Genomic DNA, 22,772 nt, shown 5'->3' on the forward strand with positions numbered 1-22,772 from the left:
ATTCCAGCCACCCTAGAGGCCTCTGACCCATTTTCAAGGGCACTCCCATGCATGCGGAACATAGCTGCCGCGCTAAAAACTGTGTTGTGCAGGCGCAGCATAAGCAGCATGTTGGGCGCAAGGATCGGAACCGACCTCCTCCCCGGTGATGATCCTGATGCAGCCGGACCCCTCCTCCTCCCTGGGTCCGTGTTGTCGGCGGCGACCCCTCTCCTCCTCCCCGGGGTCGCCGCTTTCTCTCCCTCAGCCCGACCGAATGCGATTTATGCCCGCGCCCTGCTGAAGGCTGCACGCGCTTACCGCGGGCTTTGCCCTTGAAGGGGATCACGGCAGGGGCTGCGCGCCTTTGGGCAGGCTGCGATCCTGCGGCGGCCTTTTCCCCGGCGGCTGGTCAAAGACGGGATGCCCGGCTAGGCAGCGTTCATGTTGTCCTATCAGCACGCCTATCATGCCGGAAACCTTGCCGATGTGCACAAGCACGCACTGCTGGCGGTTGCACTGGCGCGGCTGACCGACAAGCCAAAGCCGCTCAGCTATCTGGAAACCCATGCGGGGCGGGGGCTTTACGACCTGCGCGCGCCCGAGGCGCTGCGCACCGGCGAGGCGGCGGCGGGGATCGGGCGCGTGCTGGCCGGCGGCTGGTTTCCCCCCGGCCATCCTCTTGCGGCGGCGCTGCACCGGGTCAGGCATGCGCATGGGGTGGACAGCTATCCCGGATCGCCGCTGATCGCCGCGCATTTCCTGCGCCCCGACGACAGCCTGCACCTGGCCGAATTGCATCCCGGCGAATTTGCGCTGTTGCAAGACGCGATTTCCGGAATGGCGCCCCGCGCCGATCTGCGCCGCGACGATGGCTTTGCCTTTGCCAATGCCCTGCTGCCGCCTTTGCCGCGGCGGGGGATGCTGCTGGTCGATCCCAGCTATGAGATCAAGGCCGATTACGACCGCCTGCCCGGCTGGATCGCCCGGATGGCGCGCAAGTGGAACGTGGGCGTGATCGCCCTGTGGTATCCGCTGCTGGCGGATGATCGCCACCGGGCGATGGTCACGGCGCTGGCCGCCGATCACCCCGGCGCCCTGCTGTCGGAGGTGCGCTTTGCCCCTGCCCGGCCTGGGCACGGGATGACCGGATCGGGCATGTTCGTCATCAACCCGCCCTGGGGGCTGGCCGATGAGGCAGCCCGGCTGGGCCGCCTTTACGCCGGCCTGTAAAGCAGCCGCCCGGCCTGCCGTGCGGTGCCGCTGTCGGCCGGATGGTTCACGCCGTCGGACACGGGCAGCTCGAGGAAATCGAAGGGCGAGACGCCCTCAAGGCAGGCGGCGCTGACCGCGACCTGCCCCGGCGTTGATCGGCGCGAATGATGCGTCGGCGTTCCGCAGATGCGGCAGAAATGATGCGCCGCCGTCCCGGTATTGAAGCGGTATGCGGTCAGCGCCTCGTCGCCCGCCATCAGGACGAAGCCGCCCTCTGCCGCCGTCACCGCGACCACGCCCTTGATGCGGCAGTAGCTGCAGTCGCAGCGGCGCGCGCTGTGCAGCCCGTCCGCCAGCCGCACGCGAAAGCGCACCGCGCCGCAATGGCAGCCGCCGTCCCAGTCGGCCCGGTCCGGATCGGGGCCGCCGTCCCGCAGCCGGGCGCTCATCCGCCCACCCGGACGACATGGCGGGCGATCACCGCGCGCAGGCGGGCGCGGGTTTCGGGCGGCTCCTGGGCCAGCGCGCCCAGCACCGCCCGCATATCGCCCCGCGCGCCGTTCAGCTGGTCGATCAGCGACAGCACCAGCGACAGCGCCTCCTCATGCAGGGCGAACACATCCTCAAGCTCTATTGCAAGCTGCAGCCGCGCCGCATCGAGATCGCGAAATCGCTCGCCTGCCTCGGCCCGGACGGGGCTGACGATTCCCGCTTCGGTCAGGGCGGCCAGCCGCGCCTCGGACAGGTCGGGCACCAGCGCCAGCAATTCGGCACGGCTCATCAAGGTCATGATCTTTTCCCCCGCCCGGCACGTGGATCATAGGGATGCGCGGCGCTCCAATCCCGGATCAGGCGCGACAGCTCGTCGTCCACCTGCGGCGGCAGGACGATGCGCAGCTCGACATACTGATCGCCCCGCCTGCCCCCCGGCCCGGCAAGGCCGCGCCCGCGCAGGCGCAGCTTGCGCCCCGACGAGGCGCCTGCCGGGACCGTCAGCATCACGGGCCCGTCCAGCGTCTCGGCCTCGACCCGGCTGCCCAGCACCGCCTCGGACAGCGAGATGGGCAGCACGGTGATGATGTCCTCGCCCTCGCGCCGCCAGTCGGGGTCATCGGCAACGGTGACCGACAGCAGCGCATCACCCGGCGCGCCCCCGCCCATCCCCGGAGCGCCCTTGCCGCGCAGGCGAATGGTCTGCCCGTCGCGTGTGCCCGCAGGGATCGCCACGTCCAGCACATTGCCGTCCGGCAGGGTGATGCGGGTCGTCCCGCCGCGGGCGGCGGTCAGGAAATCGACCTCGAGCGTATAGCGGTGATCCTGCCCGCGCATGTCAAAGCTTTGCGCACCGCCCCGGCCCGCGCCCTGCCAGCCGGCGCCAAAGCCGCTGCGCCCGCCCTGGGCCGCGCCTTCGCCGAACAGGTCGGCAAAGACATCGGAAAAGTCCCCATAACTGGGCTTGCCGCGATAGGGGTTGCCCTGCGCTTCGGAAAAGTCGCGGTAATAGCGGCGCTGGGGGCGCTCCTGCCCCTGCGAATCGATCTCGCCCCGGTCATAGCGGGCGCGCTGCTCGGGATCCTTGAGCAGGTCATAGGCCGCCGATGCCGCCTTGAAGCGTTCCTGCGCCGCAGGATCGTCGGTCAGGTCGGGATGGTCGGTCTTGGCGATCCGGCGATAGGCTTTCTTGATCTCGGCCTCGCTCGCCGTTCGGGGCACGCCCAGCGCGGCATAAAGGTCGTCGGCCATGTCGTCCCTTTCCTGCTTGCACCCCGATTCGAACGGATGCCGGGGTTTTCCCTGCCTCGCCCGGCGCAGTCTGGCAAGACCCTTGTCGCCGCCTGCGCCCGGCAGCGCAAACCCCCTTGACGCCCGCTGCGCCCGGCCTTAAACGCCACGCACCCGAACGGGCAGATCGGGGCGGAGTAGCTCAGCTGGTTAGAGCAGAGGAATCATAATCCTTGTGTCGGGGGTTCAAATCCCTCCTCCGCTACCACTTGCCCCCCCGACGCGCGACGCGACAAGAGGGCGATCGTCCCGGCAAGCTCGCAATCCATGCCGCCGTCATCTCGATCAATGACGGTCACGTGCAGGATCAATGAACAGATCGCCTGGATGGCATCGCGATCATTTTCACGATCCGCATCGGGCAGTTCGGACCGACCGAGTTCAGCTCCCCCTGACCGACAGCCCGGAGATGCTGGTCGTCCTCGGTCGGGTGCTGGCCAAGGTGGGTGATCGTGCAGATACCGGCAGCTGGCTGGCCGACACTGCCGTCACCGCCATCGCCGCCCCGCCGGGGATGGTCGAGCCGGTCGTCGGTCGCTGAACCGGCTGGCCCCGGAGCGTGTCCGCGCGGTCGGCGCTTCCTTCGCGCTGCGCATCGGCGACAGCGATCCCGCCCGGAGCCGTCACGCTGCCTTTGCCCGCAAGTCCCGCAGGCCGCCGTCCCGCACGCCGCCGGCCCCACCGCTGCCGGCATCGACGGCGCGATCCGCCAGGCGCGCAGCCATGCGCGCCGCGGGCCACGCCTTCGAGATCGCCGATCTGGAGGCGGCGATCGTCCAGCCGCATCTGCCGAAGCAGGAGCGGCTGTGGCGCGTCGCCGTCCAAGGCGGGGCATATGCTGGCGGGTTGCAGGCCGGCGGCGTTCCCCGTCGGGCCGTGGCCAGCCCGCATGAGGGGCTGGTGGGCTTCGACTGGTCAGTCCCGCCGGCAACGCGAGCCGAGGTCAAGGCACATCTGGCACTGAAGCTCGCGGGCCGGACCGCCGAGGAGATCATCCTCGGCGAGGTTTCGGCGCAGGGTTCCCTCAGCGACACCGCTGCCGCCAAGGTGCCAAGAGCGTGCCGTATCTCAGAACGCCATATCAGTGAGCGCACGTGCTGGCTTGGCCAATCATGAAACCTTCATTGGACAAGTTCAATTATTTCCTCTTATCAGGAATAATGGAACAGAATCGCGCCGTCCATGCCTTCGCCACGCTCGGCCATCCCGGCCGGATGGCCGTATTCCGCCTGCTGATGCGCTTCGCCCCGCAAGGCGTGCGCCCGACCGAGATCGCTGAGGCGCTGGCGATCAAACAGAACACGCTGTCGCATCACCTCGCCGATCTGACGGCATCTGGCCTCGTCCAGGTCACACGCGCCGGCAGGTCGCTTTATTATGCCGTCGATCTCGACACGACCGAGGGCCTTATCGGCTACCTCGCCCTCGATGTGGGCCGAGCGCGGCCCGACCTCCTTGCCCCCTTGCTCTCCGACCCAAAGGATACTGTTCAAGTGGACCGGACCTTCCCCGATACTGACTTCGACGTGCTCTTCATCTGCTCAGGCAACTCGGCACGGTCAATCTTTGCCGAGGCGCTTCTGCGCGATCTGGGCAAAGGCAAGTTCCAGGCATTCTCCGCGGGCACCCGCCCCAACTCGCAGTTGAACCCCTTTGCGCTGGAAATTCTGAAGCGCAATGGCCACGACACCTCAGTCTTGAGATCCAAGCATATCTCCGAGTTCCAGCAGCCGGGCGCACCGGTCATGGATTTCGTCTTCACCGTCTGCGATACGGCAGCGGCAGAGGAATGCCCGCCCTGGCCGGGCCAGCCCATCACCGGCCATTGGGGCCTGCCCGACCCGGTCAAGGCCACCGGAACCGATGCCGAAAAGGCGCTGATCTTTGCCCAAACCTATGGCGCCCTTCGCCGACGGATCATGACCTTTGTCGAGCTGCCCTTCGCGTCGCTGAGCCGCATGTCCCTCCAGTCCCGCGTTGATGCCATCGGCTCCGACGATCACGCATCGGCTTGAGTATCATGACGCGCATTGCTCTGAACGGCCTTGGCCGCATCGGAAAACTCGTCCTCCGGAATCTGATCGACACCGGCGCGGGCGGCGACTTGGTCCTGCTGAACGATCCGGCGGGGGATGCCGAACAGCATGCACTTTTGATGGAGTTCGATTCCGTGCATGGCCGTTGGGGAACTCCGGTGGCGGCAGCAGATCGGGCGCTGGACCTGAACGGCCAACGCATCCGCCTGACGCATGAAGAGACCATCGAGGCCCTGCCGCTGGCTAAGCTTGGCGTCGATCTGGTGATCGACTGCACCGGCGTGTTCAAGACAGGTGCCAAGGTCGCACCCTATTACACGGCAGGGGTGCGAAAGGTCGTCGTTTCCGCGCCGGTGAAGGACGGCGGCGCGCTGAACCTCGTTTATGGCGTGAACCATCATCTCTATGACGGCACACAGAACCTTCTGACGGCGGCGTCCTGCACCACAAACTGCCTCGCGCCGGTGGTGAAGGTGATCCACGAAAATCTTGGTATCAAGCACGGCTCGATCACCACGATCCATGATGTGACCAATACCCAGACCATCGTAGACCGCCCGGCCAAGGACATGCGCCGCGCACGGTCTGCCCTGATGAACTTGATCCCGACGACCACCGGCTCGGCCACCGCGATCACGCTGATCTATCCTGAACTGAAGGGACGCCTGAACGGTCATGCGGTCCGGGTGCCGCTCTTGAACGCCTCACTGACCGACTGCGTATTCGAGGTCGAGCGCGAGACCACCGCAGAGGAGGTCAACGCCTTGTTCAAGGCTGCCGCCGAAGGACCGCTGAAAGGCATACTCGGCTACGAGACGCGGCCGCTCGTGTCCTGCGATTTCACAAATGACCCCCGCTCGTCCATCGTGGACGGTCCCTCGACGATGGTTATCAACGGCACACAGGTGAAGATCTACGCTTGGTATGATAACGAATGGGGCTATTCCTGCCGTCTGGCCGACATCGCCCGCATGGTCGCGGGGTCGATGTGAGCGACGCGGCGGCCTCTGCGAACCCCTTGCGCGCCTACGGGGCGGTGACGGCGGCTTATTGGGCCTTCATGCTGTCGGATGGCGCGCTGCGCATGCTCGTGCTGTTGCATTTCAACGGGCTGGGCTTCTCGCCGGTGCAACTGGCCTGGCTCTTCTTGCTCTACGAAGTCGCGGGCATCGTGACCAATCTCGGCGCGGGCTGGCTTGCGGCGCGGTTCGGTCTGGCGGCAACGCTCTATGGGGGCCTGTCCTTGCAGATCGCTGCCCTCGTCGCGCTGGCGCAGCTTGACCCGGCGTGGTCTGTCGCGGCTTCGGTTGCCTTCGTGATGGCCGTCCAAGGCGTCTCGGGCGTGGCCAAGGATCTGGCCAAGATGTCATCGAAATCGGCGGTCAAACTCTTGGCCCCAACCGAGGATGGTGTCCTTTTCCGCTGGGTGGCCGCGCTGACCGGATCGAAGAACGCCGTGAAGGGCCTCGGTTTCTTCCTTGGTGCCGCGCTCCTGGGCCTCGCCGGATTCAAGGCGGCGGTCTGGGGCATGGCGGCTGTTCTGGCTGTGATCCTGATCGCGGTCGTGCTGTTCCTGCCGGCAGGTCTGCCCGGGCGGATGAAGTCCGAAGAAAGCTGGTCCGGCTGGCGGTCCAAGGACGTCCGCGTAAACCGGCTGTCGCTGGCGCGGATGTTCCTGTTCGGCGCACGGGACGTGTGGTTCGTCGTGGGCATTCCGGTCTATTTCCAGGCGGTGCTGTCGGACGGAACCGCCGAGGGACGGCGCGAGGCGTTTTTCCTCGTCGGCGGCTTCATGGCGCTCTGGATCATCGCCTATGGCGTGGTGCAGGGGTTCGCGCCGCGCCTGCTGGGGCGCAAGGGGCAACCCGAGGCCGAGACGGTGGACAGCGCAGTTTTCTGGTCCGGTCTGCTGGTTCCTGTGCCTTTCGTGCTGGCCTTTGCCGCTTGGGCGGCCGGGGGAACCGCCGCGTGGCTCACCTGGCTGCTTGTGGCAGGCCTGCTGGTCTTCGGTTTCATCTTCGCGGTCAATTCATCGGTCCATTCATACCTGATCCTCGCCTTCGGATCGGCGGAGCGGATCACCCGCGACGTGGGCTTCTACTACATGGCCAATGCCGCAGGCCGGCTGATCGGCACGCTGCTGTCCGGGATCAGCTACCAGCTCGGTGGGCTTGCGTTGTGCCTCGCGATGGCCGGTGTGATGGCGCTTTTGTCCTGGCTGGCTGCCCGACGCCTCAGGGGCGCCTGATCGCTGTTCATGGCCGCCGCACGCTTCTGCCTCGGATAACGCAACGCACGGCAAGCACCAGGTTTGCAGCCATGCAGACGATTCGACCCCCTATCGCCCGTCGCTCGCTGCTTCTGTCCGCGCCCGCATTGCTGGCGGCTCGGATCGCGACCGGCGCTGAAGGGCCGCTCCGCTTCGGACTGACCCCGGTCTTTCTGAACAACGAGGCAGCGGTCATCGACGCTCTTACCCTGGCGCTGGCTGATGCATCCGGACGGCCTGTCCTCCCTGTGCAGCGGCGCAGCTACGCAGAGGTTACGGCGCTGCACCGGCTGTTCCCGGCGGTGAATGCGCGCGCCGGCGGCAGGCTTCGCGGCATCGCCGCGCTGACTGAGGCAGCGGTCCGGGCGCATGACTGGCCGGGCAACGGCCGCGAGCTGCGCGCCCGGCTGATCCGGGGCGTCGAGCACGCCGCCGGGGACTGGCTGTTCCCGGCCGACCTGTTCCCCGAGCGGCAGACCAACGCCGCGCTGCAAAGCCTTGCCGAGGCACGTGATGCCGCCGAGCGGGCACAGATCATGGTCGCGCTCGAGCGGTCGGGCCACCAGATGGCCGAGGCCGCAAGGCTGCTGAAGGTGTCACGCACCACGCTGTGGGAGAAGATCCAGAAGCTCGGCCTCCAGCCCGTTCGGATTTCCGAACGCCAGTAATTATATATATATTACATCAGTTTATGGAGATATCTAGCGCCCTTTTACGACGCCTCGCGGGGCCTCGCCATGGTATAGGCTGCGCGTGACAGCCCAAGAGGGATGATGGCCATGACATGCCCCAAGATCATTGACACAGGACGCCGCCGCTTTCTTCAGGGCGGCGCACTCGGCGCTGTCGGCGTCGCAGCGTCGAGCGTGCTGCCGGCGGCGCCGGCCCGTGCCCAGCCATCGCTTGCCCGCGTGGCCTATCCCTCGAAGCGTCTCGCCAATCTCGCGGATCTCAAGCTCGACGAGCCGCTCGACATTGCCTATCCGATCGACACAGCACGGCCGAAGGAAACCTTCATGATTTTCGGCAGTCCGCGCGGAACCCAGGGCAACGTGATCTCGGCGGGCACGAACGAGTTGATCATCCCGGTCTACAAGCAGACCTGGGCAGACATCCGCCGCCTCTCGGCCGCGCCGGCGGCGGTGCGCGGGATGTCGTTCAAGGGACTTGAGTTTTCAGAGTAAGGAATGGCCCCTGAGGCTTCTGCTTCAGGGGCTTCTTCAGTGGCCACGCGAGCGGCGGCGACGAGCACCCATCATTGCCAAACGCTGCGAGGGCTTCCTCGCTACTGGCTGCGGGACGCACTGAAGGGGGCTTCAGACCGTGTGGGGGCGAAACCCCATTCGATAGCTGAGCAGGCGCCTGTGCGCCAAAGTGCGACGCTGCACTTGTGCGCCTTGTGGGCCTGCCCATGTAGCGGACCTCCGCTACCACTTCATGCCCATGACGACCGGCCGAGGGGCTTGCCGATCCCATTGGCGAAAGGTCTGGATCGGGGCTCTGCCCGCCCATCCCTGCCCTGCCTGCCCATCCTGAATGCGCAGTCGAGGCCCGCGGCCTGACAGCGGCGCTCAAGCCCTTTGGGCAGGAAATGCCCGCCTATGTCAGGGGGCGCGGCTTGCTGCGGAAAGGCGGGGGCGGTGAAAGCCTGCATCCTCGCAAAGCATGCCCGGGGCATGAGCCTTGCCGGGCGATCAGCCGGGCCGCCCCATTGATCCGCCGCGGCAGCGGCGCCCGCCCCCGGCCTGGCGGCCTTGCCGCAGGGCGCCTGCAGGCCCCGATCGCGGCCGCCGCGGATGGCAGGGCGCCGCCGCCCTGCCGGGCGGGCATGGCTCAGCGCGCTCCATGATGCAGGACCAGCGGCCGGCCGTCATGGCGCGTGACCGCCAGCGGCATGTCGTAAAGCGAGGACAGCAGCGGTTCGGACAGGACAGCGTCCACGGGGCCTTGCGCATGCAGCCGGCCCTGTTTCAGCGCCACCACGTGATCGGCCCAGGCGGCGGCATGGTTCACGTCATGCAGCACGATCACGGCCCCGCGCCCCTGCGTCCGGGCCAGGGCGGCGACCCGTGCCATCAGGCTGCGGGCATGGGCCATGTCCAGGTTGTTGAGCGGCTCGTCCAGCAGCAGCCAGTCGGTATCCTGCGCGACGGTCATGGCGATATGGGCGCGCTGGACCTGCCCGCCCGACAGCTCGTCGAGAAAGCGGTCGGCCAAGGGGGCCAGGTCAAAGGCCTCAAGCGCGGCGGCGACGGCGGCGTGGTCGCGCTGACCGGGCCGGCCATGGCAATGGGGCCAGCGGCCAAAGGCGACCAGTTCGCGCACCCGCAGGCGGCTGGAGATCGCGGTCTGCTGGCCCAGGATCGCCATGCGCCGGGCCAGTTCCGCGGTGGGCGTGCGGGCGATGTCACACCCGTCAATGCCGATACGGCCGCGCTGCAGCGGCTCGAGCCGCCCGATCAGGCGCAGCAGCGTCGATTTGCCCGCGCCGTTCGGGCCGATCAGCGCCGTCATCCCGCCGCGCGGCAGCGTCAGGGTCAGATCACGCAGGATCGGCGTTGCGCCGATGCTGTGGGACAGGGCCTCGATCTCGATCATCGCAGCCGCCCTTTCAGCAGCAGGGCCAGGAAGAACAGCCCGCCCGCAAACTCGATCACCACCGACAGCGTGCCGGCAAGGCCCAGCACCCGTTCGAACAGGATCTGGCCCAAAACAAGCACCAGCATGGCCACCAGCGCGGCAGCAGGCAGCAGGACGGCATGCCGGGCGCTGCCGGTCAGCCCCCGCGCCAGCCCCGCCGCGATCAGGCCGAAGAAGGCGGCCGGGCCACCGATCGGGCTGCCTGCCGCCAGCGAACCGGCCATCGCCGTCGCCGCTGCCGTCATCAGCGCGACCAGCGCCAGCCCCCCGACCATCAGCGCCGCAACCCGCAGCCCCAGCGATACCGCATGCTGCCGGCCCAGCGCCAGAACGTCGAACTGCCGCGACAGCGCCAGGGCGGCGGTGACCGAAGCGGCGGTCATCGCCCCTGCCCAGGGCAGGACCGCAGGGTCGATGCGGCTCAGGCTGGCGGCGGACAGGCTCTGGACGACGGCGAAGGCATTCGGGTCCATCACGCGGGTCAGGAACCCCGACAGCGAACGGAACAGAACCCCCAGGATCAGCCCGGTCAGGATCATCCGCGGCACGTCACGACCGCCCCGCCCCAGCAAGGGCACGAACAGCGCCAGCGCCAGCACCAGCATCGCCCCGACCGCCAGCCAGAAGCGCGCCAGCCCGCCCACCGCTGAAAGGCCCGCGGCCCCCAGGCTGGAGACGATCAGCACCTGGACGAATCCGAACAGAGAATCAAAGCCCATCATCGCAGGGGTCAGGACGCGGTTGGCCGCCAGGGTCTGAAACAGCACCGTCGCCACCCCGGTCGCCGCCCCGAGGATCAGCAGCCCCGCCAGCCGCGTTCCCCGCAGCCCCAGCAGAAAGCCGCGCCGCGATTCGCCCAAACCCTGGAACAGCCAGAGCGCGCAGGCCAGCGCCAGCAGCCCGGCCAGCAACGCAAGGGCGCGCCCGTCCCTAGCCACTTGCGGGCCGCGCATGCAGCAGGACCAGGAACACCGCCGAGCCGATGACGCCCAGGATCAGGCCCACGGGCAGCTCATAGGGGCGCACCACCAGCCGCGCGGCAAGATCGCAGGCCAGCAGCAGCCCCGCCCCGCCTGTCGCCACCACGGGCAGCGAGGCGCGCAGGTTGTCGCCCATGATGCGGGCGGTGATGTTGGGAACGACCAGCCCGACAAAGGGCACCATGCCGACCGTCGCCACCACCGTCGCGGTGACCAGCGCCACGACCAGCAGCCCCTGCCGCATGACCGCGCCCGTATCCAGCCCCAGCCCCGCCGCGACATCGTTCCCCAGCGCCAGGATGGCGAAGCGGTCGGCCGAGAACCAGGCCAGCACCGCCGCCGCCCCCGCGATCCAGAGCAGCTCGTACCGCCCCGCGACCACGCCCGAGAACTCGCCGCTGCCCAGCCAGATGCCCATCTGCTGGATCAGGTCGGCCTGCCAGGCCACGAAGCTGACGCCAGCGCCCAGGATCCCCGACAGCACAAGGCCGGTGATCGGGACCAGCATCACCTCGCGCGCGGGAAGGCGGCGGATGATCGCCAGCAGCAGCGCGGTGGCGGCCAGCGCCGTGACGCTGGCTGCCAGCATCCTGGCCCAGATCGGCGCGCCCGGCGCCAGCAGCGTCACCGCCAGCAGCCCCAGCGCCGCGCCCTCGGCCGTGCCGGTCGTATCGGGGCCGACGAAGCGGTTGCGCACCAGCGCCTGCACCACCACCCCGGCCAGCGCCAGCGAGGCGCCCGACAGCACCACCGCCAGCGTGCGCGGCAGGCGGGATTGCATCAGCACCAAGGCCGCCTGCGGATCGCGCGAGGCCGACAGCAGATCGACATCCGCGGCCCCCACAAAAAGGCTGACCAGCATCAGCGGCACCAGTGCCGCCAGTGCCAGCGCCAGGGGGCGGCTCACCTGGACAGGGCCCCGACGAGCTGGTCGATGGTCCGCGTCAGGGCCGTATAGCCGCCCCCGGCGATATAGAGGGGGGTGGGGTCAAGATAGACCACCTGATCCTTTTTCCAGGCGGTGGTTCCCCGGACCAAAGGCGTGTCCAGCGTCTTGGCTGCGCTGTCGCCGGCCTCGCCCACGGCCACGCCGCGGTCGATGACGAACAGCCAGTCGGGATCTGTCTGGGCGATGAACTCATGGGTGATGGACGCGCCATGCCTGTCCACCTTCAGGCCGGGCGCGGCTTCGGCCAGGCCGGCTGCGTCAAAGATCCAGCCGAACCGCGAGCCCTTGCCATAGGCCGACATCTTGGGCCCGTTGGTCAGGACCACAAGGCCCCGCCCCTTGCCCTTGCCCGCCTCGGCCAGCCGGGCAAGGCGCGCGTCCAGATCGGCGTTCAGCTCGGCGGCGCGCTCCTCGCGCTGGAACAGCGCGCCATAGGCGGTCATGCGCGCGCGCGCATCGCCCAGCACATCGGCGCCGATGCTCATGTCGATGACCGGGGCGATCTGGGCCAGCGCATCCTTGTGCGCGACCGAGCGGCCCCCGACGATGATGAGGTCAGGCGCGGCCACCGCCAGCGCCTCGAGATCGGGTTCGAACAGCGTGCCCATGTCGGGGGTGTTGGCGGCCGTATCCGCCAGGTAATCGACATACAGCCGTTCTGGCGCGCCGGCGAGGCTGACGCCCAGCGCAGACAGGCTGTCGATGGCCGGCACGTCCAGGGCGACCACCTGCTTGGCCGAGGCGATCTCGACCGGCCCGGCGGCGGTCTGGACAGGGGCGGCATGGGCCAGCGCAGGCAGCGCCATCATCACGGCCGCCAGCAGCGCGGTTGTCCGCAGGGATGTCGGAATGGGCATGGATCAGCTCCGTTCGTGGGTGTCGGGCGGCGATGGGCCTCGGCTTTCAAGGGTGATTATCAGCCCCGGCAGCCCGCGTCCATGTGCCATTGTATTTTTGTCAGGATATGGCTAGGCCTTTTGCAGGAGGATCCGGCATGCGACTTTCCGCCCATCTGCCCACCACCCGGCCCGTCCCGATCATGACCACCGCGGCCCGCCATTTCGCCCACAAGGTCGCCGTGGAACAGGACGAAGGGTCCGCCCGCATCGCCTTTCCGGGCGGAACCGGGGTCATGACCGCAGACGCGGCCGGGCTGGCCCTGATGATCGAGGCCGAGAGCGCCGAGGCGGCAGAACGCGTCCGGCAGGTGTTCGAGGGCCACCTGCTGCGCTTTGCCCATCGCGAGTCGCCCAAGCCGCTGGTCTGGACAGAAATCCAGCCTGCCCCGCCCCTTTAGAGGCGGGGGCCGGCCCCACGCGCCCCTTGCACCGCCGCCGGCAAGGGCACAGGCGACGGCCAGGACAGAAGGGAACGCCCGCGCGGACGGCCATCCGCGGGGGCGTTCCTTTGTTCATGCCGGCAAGCATCCGCCGCAGAAGGTCGTTCCGTCCTGCAGCCTTGCCCGATCCGAGCCCGGCAACCGGGGGCTGCGAGGCGGCAGCGCATTGTCCGCACCAGACCGGCGGGCCTCAGGCACAGGCGAGCTGGCGCGCCCTTGCCGGGGCGGCGCCGCGCTGTGCGGCGCCATCAGGCGCGCCCATGGGCCAGGCGGGCCAGCGCCGCGCCGGGGCAAGGGCGCCGCGCGGCCGGATCAGAAATCCATTCGAAGGCCCAGCGTCACCGTCCGGCCCGGCGCCAGCGCGGGATCAATCTCCCGCGTGCCGACCCGCCGGGCGACATAGCTGGTGCGCTCGTAATAGGCCCTGTCCAGCAGGTTATCGACGCCCAGCCGGATCGCCGCGCCCTTCATTTGCGCAGGCGCCCATTCCGCATGGGCGTTCACGACGGCATAGCTGCCGTGATCGGCAAAGCCGGCGGCGGTCATGGCCGCATCGGACAGCTTGCCGGCCCATTCGACCGTGCCCCCTATCCTGAGGTCATGGGCAGGCAGGGCCTGATCGACATAGATCGTCGCCAGATCGCCGACCGGCATGAAGGTGCCGCCGCTGGGCAGCGCCGCATCGCCATCCACCGTCACATCGGCCCTGGTAAAGGTGGCGCCGATGCGGCCCGTGCCCCAGTCATAGGCGCCGTTCAGGGTAAGGCCGCGGCTGCGCCCCTCGTCGGCATTGGTCAGATAGCCTGCCTCGGTGTCGTATCGCGCCAGCCCGTCCAGCCGGATGTCGAAGAAGGTCAGCCCCGCGCGCCAGTTCTGATGGCTGGCGTTCACCCCCAGCTTGTAGGTTCGGGCGCTTGCCGGATCATAGCCCGGATCGGTGCCGAAGGCGGCGTCGCGGGCATGCAGCAGCCCGTATTCGCCCACGTCAAAGCCCATCCAGCTGTGCGAGGCGCCGGCGAACAGCTCGACCGTCTCGTTGACGCGGTAGGACAGCGTGGCATTGGCGCCAGCCCCCTCAGCCGCAAGGCGGCGGCCGTTCCAGTCGGTCAGGCGGTGATGGTCGTAGCGCACCCCCGTGGACAGGTCGAAGCCGCTGTCGAACTCGACCCGCGCCTGGGCAAAGGCGCCCAGCTGCATCGTGGAAAAGCTGCGCAGGCGCGGCTGCGCCGTGGAATGATCGCCATAATTGTCCACGCTGTAGTCGTCATTGGCAAAGTCGATGCCCGCCGTCACCGTCCCCTGCGGCAGGACAAAGCTGTTCTTCACCACCCCGCCAAAGCTATCGCGCTTCAGGACCATGTCGCCGTTGATCCTGTCCGCCCCCCCTGCCAGATCGCCCTGCGCATAGTTGGGGCGCCGATAGCCGTCCGAGCTGCGATAGAGCCGCAGTTCGGGATCCCAGATCGCCGTGGGGGCCGTGGTGCGATAGGTCAGGCTCAGCGTGTCGCGCGTGACCTTGAGCGGATGGACCGTGCGGTCGCCGTTCAGATCCATGTTCATCTTGATGACGCGCTCCGCCTCGTCGCGGGCATGCTCATAGGCCAGCTCGACCCGGTGGCCCTCGGCCTCGTAGCCCAGCTTCATCAGACCGCCACGGGCGGCAGGTTCGGTCCCCGGCATCTCATGGCCGTTGCCGGCCTTGTAGTTCTCGCCGCTCTGGCCATGGGCCATCACGAACCAGTCAAAGCCGCCCCTGATGCCGAAGCCGGCCAGGCTGCCGCCAACGCCGCGGCCATTGCTGCCATGGCTGATGGCGGCGCGCCCGCCGATGGCCTTGCCGTCCTTCAGCAGATCGCGCGCGCCCACCGTTTCATAGCGCACCGCCCCTGCCCCGGCGGCAAAGCCCGCATCGGCCGCCGCGGCGCCCGCCTCGACCTCGACCGATTTCAGGAAGGCGGGGTCGATGACGTTCGATCCGGTGTGGTGCCAGGTGGTCGGCCCCTGCGGCACGCCATCGACGGTGACGGCCAGCTGGGACTGCTCGATCCCGAAGACGTGGATGCGTTTGGACGGCCCCGCCCCGCCCGACACCGACACCGCCGATTCGCGCGCGAACAGTTCCGAATTGTCGGCCGGGTCCAGTGCCTCGATATCCTCGCGGGTGACGACGCTGCCGCCCGTCGCCTCGATATTTTCCGCGCCATCGGCGATCAGGGTCAGCATCGGCAGGACGGCGATGCGTCCGGAGGCATCCTGCGCCAAGGCGGCAGAGTGCAGCAGAGCAAGTATGGAAGCGCCGGCAAGCGGCGGCAGCGTGCGGATCAGCATCATGTCCCCTCGTGTTGCGGACGCGTGGCTGATCGGCTGCGAATCCCTAGTTATTTTGTTGGATATATGGATCATCCTTCCAGATCAACACGCTGGAACAAAAGCTGTGGGCTGATCCAGCCGCCTACTGCCCATGGCGACCAGCCCCTGAGCCTGCGGGGCGCCATGGGCCGCGGCCCGGCAAGCCTGTCTTGAAGATCCGCTGCGCCGGCGGCTGCCGCCAGCCGCCGCGGGCCGCTATGCGCCGCGGCTCGACCATGCATGGGGGATGATCCACCCCGACCAGAAGGGCGCCCGCTTTCGGCGGATCGTGCGGCAGCATGTGGCGCCATGGCAGCCGCCGGCAAAGCGGCGTGCCGCAGCCCGGCGCCCACATACCCCGGGCGCGCCGGCAGGATCGCGCGCATGGCCTGGCACGGCCGCCCGCATCTGCCCGCCGGAGCAGCACAGCAACAGCCTGCCGCGATGGGGGCAGCATCCCCTCGGAAGCCACGATTGAGGCAGAGACATCCACCGCAGACAGCGAATCATGGGGCCTTTCCAAATGAATGCATGCCGCGCCCTGATGGTACGCCCCGGCGCTGATCATGCCGGCCAGCCTCGACCCCTGGCGGCAAGGCCGGGGCCGGGGCGGCAGGGCAGGCGCCTGTGGGGCAGGCGTTCAGGGGGGCTTTCGCAAGGGCGCCCGCCGGCTTATATGGCGTGCTGCGGCAGTGCCGCATATGGGCCTGTGCCCACCACCCGGAGAGAGACGATGCACGCACCTTCCCCCATGGCGCTTCTGCTGATCGCCATCGTCGTCCTGGTCCTGTTCGGCCGGGGCAAGGTTTCCTCGCTGATGGGTGAGGTCGGCAAGGGCATCACCGCCTTCAAGCGCGGTGTCAGCGAAGGCGCGACCGAGGCCGACCGCACCGTTGATGCCGCCGCGATCCGGGCTGATCGCAGCGCCGACGATCTGGAAGCCGCCGCCGCCAAGGCCCGCGCCGAGGCCGACCGCATCCAGGCCGAGGCAGAGGCCGCCCGCGCGCGGCGCAACGCCGAACTGCGCGATGTGACCCCCCGCGATACCGATCGCCTGTAAGGCGGCACGCCGGGCGGTCAGATCATGTTCGATGTCGGCTGGACAGAGCTGTTGCTGATCGGCGTCGTGGCGCTGATCGTGATCGGTCCCAAGGATCTGCCGGTGATGTTCCATACGCTGGGCCGCATCACGGCCCGCGCGCGGGGCATGGCGCGCGAGTTTTCCTCGGCCATGGAAGACGCGGCCAAGGCCTCGGGTGTGCAAGAGGCCACGCGCGAGCTGCGCGAGCTGCAAAAGCTGACCAGCCCGCGCGCCATGGGCCTGGATGCGCTGAGCCGCGCGGCCGACCGCTTTGAAAAATGGGATCCGCTGGTGCCCATGCGTGATGCGGCCGGCCCGGTTCCCGATCCCTCCGCCCCGCCGCCTCAAGGGACGGCCCTGCCCGGCGCGGCTGCATCCAACGATACGGGCGCTGGCCGCGCGGCTGGCGGCAGCGTCTTGCCCGCCGTGGATGGCGATCATGGGGGCGAAACCGTCCCCGGCCCTGCCGCCCCTGTCCATGCTGCGGCCGTGCCCACCCGCGTGGTTCCGCGCGGCGAGCCGGGCACCCCGGCAACCGGGCTCGGGCTTGGCCTTGCTTCCGGCACGGGGCGCGATCCTGCCGATTCGGACCTGTCCGAGGCGCAGAGCCGCCCCGGTGTGCGGCGGCTGCATGCCATGCGCCGCAGCGAGCGGAGCTGACGATTGTCCCACAAGTCCGATGAAATCGACGAGAGCTCGGCCCCCCTGATCGAGCATCTGGCCGAACTGCGCACCCGCCTGATCTGGTCATGCCTTGCCTTCGTCGGCGCCGCCATCCTGTGCTATTTCATCTGGCAGCCGGTGTTCAGCGTGCTGACCCAGCCGATCTGCGGGGCGCTGGCCAAGCGCGGGCAGGCCTGCGGGCTGGTGATGCTCAAGGTGCAGGAAGGCTTTTTCCTGGCGATGCAGATTGCCCTCTTCGGCGGCTTCATCCTGGCCTTTCCGGTCATCGCCTATCAGCTGTGGCGGTTCATTGCGCCGGGGCTGTATCGCTCGGAAAAACAGGCCTTCCTGCCGTTCCTGGTCGCCTCGCCGGTCATGTTCGCGCTGGGGGCGGCCTTTGCCTATTCCCTGATCCTGCCCTGGGCCTTCGACTTCTTCCTGGGATTCCAGACCGGGCCGCTGCATTTGCCCGACGATCCCAAGGCGCCGGTTGCCGCCGATCCCAAGATGGCGGGCATCGTCTTTCAGGGGTCGATCAGCGAATATCTGTCGCTGACGACCAAGTTCATCCTGGCTTTCGGCCTGTCCTTCCAGCTGCCGGTCGCGCTCACGCTGATGGGCAAGGCCGGGCTGGTGTCGGCCAAGGGGCTGGCCTCGATGCGCCGCTATGCGGTGATCGCGATTCTCGTGCTGGCGGCAATGGTGACACCGCCCGATGTGGTCAGCCAGCTTGTGCTGTTCACGGTGATCTACGGGCTTTACGAGATCGCCATTCAGCTGGTCCGGCGGATCGAGGTCCGGCGCGAGGCTGAACTGCGCGCCCAGGGGCTGTGGGTCGAGAATGACGACTGACGATCCCGCCGCAGGCCGGCCGCTGCCTGCCCAGCGCGATGCCACGGGCCTGCAGCCGGCCCTGGGGCGGATTGCCGATGCGCTGGACCGGCTGTCCCCGCCCCCCGCGCCCCTTCCCGCCTTTTCCGAGGCCGATGCCTATGTCTGGCATACCGGGCCCGATCGCCTTGAACCCGTGCGCCGGGTCAGCCGCGTTCCGCTGGGCCAGCTGGTCGGCATCGACCGGGCGCGCGACACGCTGCTGGCCAACACGCTGCAATTCGCGCGCGGCCATGCGGCCAACAATGCGCTGCTGTGGGGGGCGCGCGGGATGGGCAAGTCGAGCCTTGTCAAGGCCGTTCACGCCGAGGCAGTGGCGCAGGGGCTGCCCCTCGTTCTGGTCGAAATCGCGCGCGAGGATCTTGATTCGGTGGGGCGGCTGCTGGCGGTTCTGGGGAATGCGGATCGGCGTTTCGTGCTGTTTGCCGATGACCTGTCCTTTTCGGGCGATGATGCGCAGTACAAATCGCTCAAGGCTGTGCTGGACGGCGGCCTGGCGGGGCGCCCGGCCAATGTGGTGCTCTATGCCACATCGAACCGCCGCCACCTGATGCCGCGCGACATGATCGACAACGAACGCGCCAGCGCGATCCATCCCGGCGAGGCGGTCGAGGAAAAAGTGTCCCTGTCCGACCGCTTCGGCTTGTGGCTGGGCTTTCACCCCTGCGGGCAGGACGAATATCTGGCCATGGTCGAGGGATATTGCGCCGCCTATGGTCTGGCCATCGATCCCGGCGCCATGCGCGCCCAGGCGATCGAATGGCAGGCGACGCGGGGCGGGCGTTCGGGCCGGGTCGCCTGGCAATTCTTCACCGATCTGGCCGGCCGGAACGGGCTGACGCTGTAAGGGGCGTTTCCGGTAACGGCTTGGCAAGCTTTGCGTGCCATCCTGCGACCGGGAAACGAATGATCAGGGCGGGTTATGGCGGTTCAGGACAGGCAGGGGGCTGCGCCTTCGACCGGCTCGGTGCTGCTGCGCCATGTTGCCGCGCAGCGTGCCCGCAGCGCGGCCCAAGAGGGGCCGAAGGGCGCAGAGCCGCCAGCGCCGGGGCCGCGCACCCCCGACCGGGCCATTGCCGGCGCCATCGCACGGGCAGCAGAGCGGATCCACGGGCTGCCGCTGTTCTTTGACCGGGTGACCATCGGTCAGGCGGTCGTCGCGGAATTCGGCGAATTGCTGCCTGAACATGCGCTGATCGCGGTCGTTCAGGGTGCGGCCGATTCGCTAGGGGCCGTTGCGATCTGTCCGGGGCTGCTGACCTCGCTGATCGAAATGCAGGCCCTGGGGCGCATATCCCCCCGCCCTGCGGCACCGCGCCGGCCCACCCGGACCGATGCGGCCATCTGCACCGATTTCGTGAACGCCTGCCTTGCCGAGATCGGCGCCGAGCTTGTCCTCCATCCCGGATTCGATGGGATGGAGGGCTATTGCTATGCCAGCTTTCTGGACGACCCGCGCCCCTTGGCGCTGATGCTCGAGGATGTCGGCTATCGCCTTGTCACCGTGGCGCTGCGGGCCGGCTCGGCGGGACAGCGCGACGGCCGGATGATCTTTCTGATGCCCGCTGCCGCAGCGCGCCCCGCAGCGGCGATCACCGCACCCGCGGGGCATGATCAGGCACCCCCGCCCGCCGGCGAAGGCATGGGCCTGCTTGCCGAGGCCATGCAGAACGTGCCGATCGAGCTGAGCGGAATCCTGTGCCGCCGCCAGATCACGCTTGGCGAATTGCAGGCCTTGGCGCCGGGCGACAGCATCGCGCTCCCCCCCGGCGCATTGGATGGGGCCACGCTGGAAACGGCAACAGGGCAGACGCTGTTCAGGGGCCGCCTTGGCGTGCTTGCCGGGCGCCATGCCCTGCGCATCAGCGCCCATCAGGCCCAATCCGGCGATGACAAGGCGGCGGATGGACCGCCTGGTGATCCGGCGGTGGCATCCGGCGCGGCGGCGGCGGCGGCCGTGCCCCCTGCTGCGCAGCCCCGGACAGGCGCCTGGCCGAACGACGAACCGGGCGCCCCTGCCCCCCTGCCCGAGCCGGGGGCGGCTTTCGAGGAGCCAGCCCGCAACCCGGCGGCGGCAGTGTCCGGCGCATTGGGTGAAGCGATGGCAGCCACCCCCGAACGACCGCCCGTGGCCATGCCGGGCAGGTGAACCGCAGACACGTGTTCGGCTCTGCCGTCGCGGAGGGATCATTCCGGCACGGCCAAGGAGGGCGCCTGATCAAGGACAGAACCGGCGCGGGTCTGTTCTGCCAAGGCCGTGTCTTGCCAAGCCCCGGCCCACGCAAGGCGCCGCCTTGCAAGCACACGGCAGGGGCCTGTGCGGCAGAGCGCGCAGGACCATACCCGCTGCATCGCCCATCCCTATTGTCCATGGCCATTGCCTCTGATCGATGCCCTTGCTTGTCGCGCGGAACGCCGCTCACAAGCGGCTCTTCGCACCCTGACGGATTGGCGGTGCGCGCACCCGGCCGCAGCTCTGCGCAAGCGCATGGCCGATCCGGCCCCGGTTCTGCCGCGCCCCCGGGCGGCGCCGTCGCTGCACCGCCGGGGGTTGGCCCGGCTGGGCGGCAGTTGGCGGGGGTATCACCGGGCCAAGCGGCCGGATCATGCACATCATGCGCCCCTTCATTCTCCCGCTCCTCTCCCCCAAAGGGCAAGGCGCCCGGAGGATGCACCCTCTATCGCAGGCGGCTCGGCGGCCCGATGGAACGCCGGCGATGCCGGCCGCGGCCCCGCAGAGCCGGATTGGCTGCCGGCATCCAGCCGCCTTGTGCGCCTGCCACCGCAGCAGGCCTGCCGGGCAAGCGACTTGCGCGCGGCCCGGACGGGATCGGATTGATCGGGGCGGGCATCGGAGGCTACAACGGCGTCCGGCCGCGGCCTGGCCTGACATGCAGCCGCCCCGCAGCCTTGTCGCAGGGCAGAGCGCAATCACCTGGTCGTCCGACCGGACGGGAAAGACCGGCAACGTCATGATCACGCAGAAGATGAAATACGCGCTCAAGGCCCTGCTGGTTCTCGGCGACCAGCAGCGGGCCGGCGCCGGGCCGTTGCGGATCGAAACCATCGCCCAGCGCGCCGGGGTGCCCAAGCGGTTTCTGGAACATATCCTGCTGGATATCCGCGACACGGGGATCGTCGCCTCGACCCGCGGGCGCAGCGGGGGCTATGCGCTGGCGCGAGATCCGCGGCAGGTGTCCATCCCCGAACTGCTGCGGCTGATCGACGGGCCGATCGCGCCCCTGCCCTGCCTGTCGCGCACGGCCTATCAGCGCTGCGAAGACTGCACAGACGAGGCAAGCTGCCGCATCCGCCAGGTCTTTTCGGGGATCTTCGCCAATTACCTGCTGCTGATCGAATCACTGACGCTGGACGACCTGCTGCGCAGCGGCAAGGCCGCGGGCGCGATCCTGCCCGCGCCCGAAGCGGCCCCCCTGCCCTAGCCCATTGTCCTGCAAAATCCGTGGCTCCCGCGCCTGCTGCAAGGCGCGACGCCGGGGGCTTGAAAAACACGACCATCTGTGTCGAGATAAATGGCGAAGGCATCCTGCCTTCGTCATGGAGATCGAGATGACCGCTCATGTCCCATCATCGGCTTTGTTCCCGCGGCTGCATTCCTGGGGAATGACGGCGCTTGTCGCAGGGATGCTGGCCTTGCCGCAGACCGGCGCCGCCGCTGATCTGCTCAATGTCAGCTATGACCCGACGCGCGAGCTTTACCGGGACGTGAACACCGCCTTTGCCAAGGCCTGGACCGATGCGGGCCATCCCGCCCCTACGATCGAGACGAGCCACGGCGGATCGGGCGCGCAGGCCCGCGCGGTGATCGAGGGGCTGGATGCGCAGGTGGTCACGCTGGCGCTGGGCGGCGACATCGACCGCATCGCCGCCGCCGGCAAGCTGCCCGCCGACTGGCAATCCAAGCGGCCCCACAATGCCTCGCCCTATACCTCGACCATCGTGTTCCTGGTGCACAAGGGCAACCCCAAGGGGATCAGGGACTGGGGCGACCTGATCGGCGAGGGCGTCGAGGTCATCACCCCTAACCCGAAATCATCGGGCGGGGCGCGCTGGAACTATCTGGCGGCCTGGGCCTGGGCCGAAAAGAACGGCCAGGACCCAAGGGACTTTGTCGGCAAGCTGTACCAGCATGTCCCGGTGCTGGATTCCGGCGCGCGGGGCGCCACCACCACCTTTGCCCAGCGCGGGATCGGCGACGTGCTGCTGGCCTGGGAAAACGAGGCCTATCTGGCGCTCGAGGAGATGGGCAAGGACCAGTTCGACATCGTCGTGCCCTCGGTCAGCATCCTGGCCGAGCCGCCGGTTGCCGTGGTCGAGGCCAACATCAAAAACGATGAACAGCGCCAGCTGGCCGAAGGCTATCTGGACTTTTTGTATTCGCCCCAGGGACAGGCGCTGGCCTACAAGCATTTCTACCGCGCCTGGGATGCCTCGGCCGCCGCGCCCGAGGATGTGGCCCGCTTCCCCAAGCTGGATCTGGTGGACATCGCCCATTTCGGCGGCTGGTCCAAGGCCCAGGCCGAGCATTTCGGCGACGGCGGCATCTTCGACCAGATCTACGTCCCCAAGTGAGGCAAG

The 22,772-nt window shown here is 68.4% G+C and carries 24 protein-coding genes and 1 tRNA gene; 17 read left to right on the forward strand and 8 right to left on the reverse strand.

Features of this window, described 5'->3' with window-relative positions:
* Positions 1-423: 423 nt before the first annotated feature.
* Entirely contained in the window at positions 424-1,212 is a 789-nt protein-coding gene (gene rlmJ, locus B0A89_RS02300) for a 23S rRNA (adenine(2030)-N(6))-methyltransferase RlmJ (RefSeq protein ID WP_085376756.1), read from the forward strand.
* Here rlmJ and B0A89_RS02305 read toward each other — a convergent pair.
* From B0A89_RS02305 to B0A89_RS02315, 3 genes are read right to left on the reverse strand one after another with little or no spacing between them, the layout of a single operon-like run.
* Positions 1,197-1,643, reverse strand: a complete 447-nt coding sequence (locus tag B0A89_RS02305) for a GFA family protein (protein ID WP_085376757.1) — start codon at positions 1,641-1,643, stop codon at positions 1,197-1,199. The two genes, rlmJ and B0A89_RS02305, sit on opposite strands and share 16 nt — an antisense overlap.
* Positions 1,640-1,984 carry a hypothetical protein gene (locus B0A89_RS02310; protein ID WP_085376758.1) on the reverse strand — a complete coding sequence of 115 codons (345 nt, stop codon included), beginning with the start codon at positions 1,982-1,984 and terminating at the stop codon, positions 1,640-1,642. The genes B0A89_RS02305 and B0A89_RS02310 overlap by 4 nt, the downstream gene beginning before the upstream one ends.
* Positions 1,981-2,937 (reverse strand): DnaJ C-terminal domain-containing protein, encoded by a 957-nt coding sequence (locus B0A89_RS02315; RefSeq protein ID WP_085376759.1) that lies wholly within the window; start codon positions 2,935-2,937, stop codon positions 1,981-1,983. The genes B0A89_RS02310 and B0A89_RS02315 overlap by 4 nt, the downstream gene beginning before the upstream one ends.
* Before the next feature lie 170 nt (positions 2,938-3,107).
* Between B0A89_RS02315 and B0A89_RS02320 the strand changes: the two genes are divergently transcribed.
* The 8 genes from B0A89_RS02320 (at position 3,108) to B0A89_RS02355 (ending at position 8,465) form a co-directional block, all read left to right on the forward strand.
* Positions 3,108-3,184: transfer RNA gene (locus B0A89_RS02320), tRNA-Met, on the forward strand.
* 102 nt (positions 3,185-3,286) lie between these two features.
* Complete coding sequence (locus B0A89_RS02325; protein ID WP_085376760.1) at positions 3,287-3,517, forward strand: hypothetical protein; 231 nt, start codon at positions 3,287-3,289, stop codon at positions 3,515-3,517.
* A gap of 182 nt (positions 3,518-3,699) precedes the next feature.
* Complete coding sequence (locus B0A89_RS02330; protein WP_085376761.1) at positions 3,700-4,092, forward strand: M41 family metallopeptidase; 393 nt, start codon at positions 3,700-3,702, stop codon at positions 4,090-4,092.
* A 44-nt stretch (positions 4,093-4,136) separates the two neighbouring features.
* Positions 4,137-4,991 (forward strand): metalloregulator ArsR/SmtB family transcription factor, encoded by an 855-nt coding sequence (locus tag B0A89_RS02335; RefSeq protein WP_085376762.1) that lies wholly within the window; start codon positions 4,137-4,139, stop codon positions 4,989-4,991.
* Positions 4,992-4,996: 5 nt separating this feature from the next.
* A complete protein-coding gene (locus B0A89_RS02340) occupies positions 4,997-6,004 on the forward strand; it encodes an ArsJ-associated glyceraldehyde-3-phosphate dehydrogenase (RefSeq protein ID WP_085376763.1) in 1,008 nt (335 codons plus the stop codon).
* 68 nt (positions 6,005-6,072) lie between these two features.
* A complete protein-coding gene (gene arsJ, locus B0A89_RS02345) occupies positions 6,073-7,260 on the forward strand; it encodes an organoarsenical effux MFS transporter ArsJ (protein ID WP_240558670.1) in 1,188 nt (395 codons plus the stop codon).
* A 71-nt stretch (positions 7,261-7,331) separates the two neighbouring features.
* Positions 7,332-7,949, forward strand: a complete 618-nt coding sequence (locus tag B0A89_RS02350) for a helix-turn-helix domain-containing protein (RefSeq protein ID WP_085376765.1) — start codon at positions 7,332-7,334, stop codon at positions 7,947-7,949.
* A gap of 102 nt (positions 7,950-8,051) precedes the next feature.
* Positions 8,052-8,465 carry a hypothetical protein gene (locus B0A89_RS02355; protein ID WP_085376766.1) on the forward strand — a complete coding sequence of 138 codons (414 nt, stop codon included), beginning with the start codon at positions 8,052-8,054 and terminating at the stop codon, positions 8,463-8,465.
* A 649-nt stretch (positions 8,466-9,114) separates the two neighbouring features.
* Here the strand turns inward: B0A89_RS02355 and B0A89_RS02360 are convergent.
* The 4 genes from B0A89_RS02360 to B0A89_RS02375 are packed head-to-tail and all read right to left on the reverse strand — an operon-like array spanning position 9,115 to position 12,707.
* On the reverse strand, positions 9,115-9,879 hold the full coding sequence (locus B0A89_RS02360) for an iron ABC transporter ATP-binding protein (RefSeq protein WP_085376767.1): 765 nt from the start codon (positions 9,877-9,879) through the stop codon (positions 9,115-9,117).
* A complete protein-coding gene (locus B0A89_RS02365) occupies positions 9,876-10,859 on the reverse strand; it encodes an iron chelate uptake ABC transporter family permease subunit (RefSeq protein WP_240558602.1) in 984 nt (327 codons plus the stop codon). Before B0A89_RS02365 ends, B0A89_RS02360 begins: the two co-directional genes overlap by 4 nt.
* Positions 10,852-11,763: an ABC transporter permease gene (locus B0A89_RS02370; RefSeq protein ID WP_085378703.1), complete on the reverse strand. Its 912-nt coding sequence runs from the start codon at positions 11,761-11,763 to the stop codon at positions 10,852-10,854. The genes B0A89_RS02365 and B0A89_RS02370 overlap by 8 nt, the downstream gene beginning before the upstream one ends.
* 41 nt (positions 11,764-11,804) lie before the next feature.
* Entirely contained in the window at positions 11,805-12,707 is a 903-nt protein-coding gene (locus B0A89_RS02375) for a siderophore ABC transporter substrate-binding protein (RefSeq protein ID WP_085376769.1), read from the reverse strand.
* A gap of 137 nt (positions 12,708-12,844) precedes the next feature.
* Here B0A89_RS02375 and B0A89_RS02380 point away from each other — a divergent pair, with 137 nt between their 5' ends.
* Entirely contained in the window at positions 12,845-13,147 is a 303-nt protein-coding gene (locus B0A89_RS02380; protein WP_169712120.1) for a DUF2218 domain-containing protein, read from the forward strand.
* Between the two features lie 354 nt (positions 13,148-13,501).
* Here B0A89_RS02380 and B0A89_RS02385 read toward each other — a convergent pair whose 3' ends face one another.
* Positions 13,502-15,520 (reverse strand): TonB-dependent receptor, encoded by a 2,019-nt coding sequence (locus B0A89_RS02385; protein WP_085376771.1) that lies wholly within the window; start codon positions 15,518-15,520, stop codon positions 13,502-13,504.
* 751 nt (positions 15,521-16,271) lie between these two features.
* Between B0A89_RS02385 and B0A89_RS02390 the strand changes: the two genes are divergently transcribed.
* The 7 genes from B0A89_RS02390 to B0A89_RS02420 all read left to right on the forward strand — a co-directional run bounded on the left by B0A89_RS02390 (position 16,272) and on the right by B0A89_RS02420 (position 22,766).
* Positions 16,272-16,598 (forward strand): twin-arginine translocase TatA/TatE family subunit, encoded by a 327-nt coding sequence (locus B0A89_RS02390; RefSeq protein WP_085376772.1) that lies wholly within the window; start codon positions 16,272-16,274, stop codon positions 16,596-16,598.
* Between the two features lie 24 nt (positions 16,599-16,622).
* Positions 16,623-17,279: a Sec-independent protein translocase protein TatB gene (tatB, locus tag B0A89_RS02395; protein WP_085376773.1), complete on the forward strand. Its 657-nt coding sequence runs from the start codon at positions 16,623-16,625 to the stop codon at positions 17,277-17,279.
* A gap of 3 nt (positions 17,280-17,282) precedes the next feature.
* The gene (gene tatC / locus B0A89_RS02400) at positions 17,283-18,134 is read left to right on the forward strand and encodes a twin-arginine translocase subunit TatC (RefSeq protein WP_085376774.1); all 852 of its coding nucleotides are present in this window, start codon (positions 17,283-17,285) and stop codon (positions 18,132-18,134) included.
* Positions 18,124-19,020 carry an ATP-binding protein gene (locus tag B0A89_RS02405; RefSeq protein ID WP_085376775.1) on the forward strand — a complete coding sequence of 299 codons (897 nt, stop codon included), beginning with the start codon at positions 18,124-18,126 and terminating at the stop codon, positions 19,018-19,020. The genes tatC and B0A89_RS02405 overlap by 11 nt, the downstream gene beginning before the upstream one ends.
* Positions 19,021-19,095: 75 nt before the next feature.
* Positions 19,096-20,322 (forward strand): FliM/FliN family flagellar motor C-terminal domain-containing protein, encoded by a 1,227-nt coding sequence (locus tag B0A89_RS02410; protein ID WP_085376776.1) that lies wholly within the window; start codon positions 19,096-19,098, stop codon positions 20,320-20,322.
* Positions 20,323-21,145: 823 nt separating this feature from the next.
* Positions 21,146-21,616: an RrF2 family transcriptional regulator gene (locus B0A89_RS02415; protein WP_085376777.1), complete on the forward strand. Its 471-nt coding sequence runs from the start codon at positions 21,146-21,148 to the stop codon at positions 21,614-21,616.
* A 181-nt stretch (positions 21,617-21,797) separates the two neighbouring features.
* The gene (locus B0A89_RS02420; protein ID WP_205949796.1) at positions 21,798-22,766 is read left to right on the forward strand and encodes a sulfate ABC transporter substrate-binding protein; all 969 of its coding nucleotides are present in this window, start codon (positions 21,798-21,800) and stop codon (positions 22,764-22,766) included.
* Positions 22,767-22,772: the final 6 nt, after the last annotated feature.

The sequence above is a fragment of the Paracoccus contaminans genome (assembly GCF_002105555.1).
Lineage (GTDB): Bacteria > Pseudomonadota > Alphaproteobacteria > Rhodobacterales > Rhodobacteraceae > Paracoccus > Paracoccus contaminans.

What these genes read in the sequence shown, in the direction of transcription:
- B0A89_RS02415 (WP_085376777.1), top strand. Translation starts at nt 21,146, where the DNA reads ATGATCACGCAGAAGATGAAATACGCGCTCAAGGCCCTGCTGGTTCTC.
- B0A89_RS02325 (WP_085376760.1), top strand. Translation starts at nt 3,287, where the DNA reads ATGAACAGATCGCCTGGATGGCATCGCGATCATTTTCACGATCCGCAT.
- B0A89_RS02335 (WP_085376762.1), top strand. Translation starts at nt 4,137, where the DNA reads ATGGAACAGAATCGCGCCGTCCATGCCTTCGCCACGCTCGGCCATCCC.
- rlmJ (WP_085376756.1), top strand. Translation starts at nt 424, where the DNA reads ATGTTGTCCTATCAGCACGCCTATCATGCCGGAAACCTTGCCGATGTG.
- B0A89_RS02420 (WP_205949796.1), top strand. Translation starts at nt 21,798, where the DNA reads ATGACGGCGCTTGTCGCAGGGATGCTGGCCTTGCCGCAGACCGGCGCC.
- B0A89_RS02410 (WP_085376776.1), top strand. Translation starts at nt 19,096, where the DNA reads ATGGCGGTTCAGGACAGGCAGGGGGCTGCGCCTTCGACCGGCTCGGTG.
- B0A89_RS02350 (WP_085376765.1), top strand. Translation starts at nt 7,332, where the DNA reads ATGCAGACGATTCGACCCCCTATCGCCCGTCGCTCGCTGCTTCTGTCC.
- B0A89_RS02305 (WP_085376757.1), bottom strand. Translation starts at nt 1,643, where the DNA reads ATGAGCGCCCGGCTGCGGGACGGCGGCCCCGATCCGGACCGGGCCGAC.
- B0A89_RS02355 (WP_085376766.1), top strand. Translation starts at nt 8,052, where the DNA reads ATGATGGCCATGACATGCCCCAAGATCATTGACACAGGACGCCGCCGC.
- B0A89_RS02375 (WP_085376769.1), bottom strand. Translation starts at nt 12,707, where the DNA reads ATGCCCATTCCGACATCCCTGCGGACAACCGCGCTGCTGGCGGCCGTG.
- arsJ (WP_240558670.1), top strand. Translation starts at nt 6,073, where the DNA reads ATGCTGTCGGATGGCGCGCTGCGCATGCTCGTGCTGTTGCATTTCAAC.
- B0A89_RS02390 (WP_085376772.1), top strand. Translation starts at nt 16,272, where the DNA reads ATGCACGCACCTTCCCCCATGGCGCTTCTGCTGATCGCCATCGTCGTC.
- B0A89_RS02360 (WP_085376767.1), bottom strand. Translation starts at nt 9,879, where the DNA reads ATGATCGAGATCGAGGCCCTGTCCCACAGCATCGGCGCAACGCCGATC.
- B0A89_RS02330 (WP_085376761.1), top strand. Translation starts at nt 3,700, where the DNA reads ATGCGCGCCGCGGGCCACGCCTTCGAGATCGCCGATCTGGAGGCGGCG.
- tatB (WP_085376773.1), top strand. Translation starts at nt 16,623, where the DNA reads ATGTTCGATGTCGGCTGGACAGAGCTGTTGCTGATCGGCGTCGTGGCG.
- B0A89_RS02370 (WP_085378703.1), bottom strand. Translation starts at nt 11,763, where the DNA reads ATGCTGGTCAGCCTTTTTGTGGGGGCCGCGGATGTCGATCTGCTGTCG.
- B0A89_RS02310 (WP_085376758.1), bottom strand. Translation starts at nt 1,984, where the DNA reads ATGACCTTGATGAGCCGTGCCGAATTGCTGGCGCTGGTGCCCGACCTG.
- B0A89_RS02380 (WP_169712120.1), top strand. Translation starts at nt 12,845, where the DNA reads ATGCGACTTTCCGCCCATCTGCCCACCACCCGGCCCGTCCCGATCATG.
- B0A89_RS02340 (WP_085376763.1), top strand. Translation starts at nt 4,997, where the DNA reads ATGACGCGCATTGCTCTGAACGGCCTTGGCCGCATCGGAAAACTCGTC.
- B0A89_RS02385 (WP_085376771.1), bottom strand. Translation starts at nt 15,520, where the DNA reads ATGATGCTGATCCGCACGCTGCCGCCGCTTGCCGGCGCTTCCATACTT.
- B0A89_RS02405 (WP_085376775.1), top strand. Translation starts at nt 18,124, where the DNA reads ATGACGACTGACGATCCCGCCGCAGGCCGGCCGCTGCCTGCCCAGCGC.
- B0A89_RS02315 (WP_085376759.1), bottom strand. Translation starts at nt 2,937, where the DNA reads ATGGCCGACGACCTTTATGCCGCGCTGGGCGTGCCCCGAACGGCGAGC.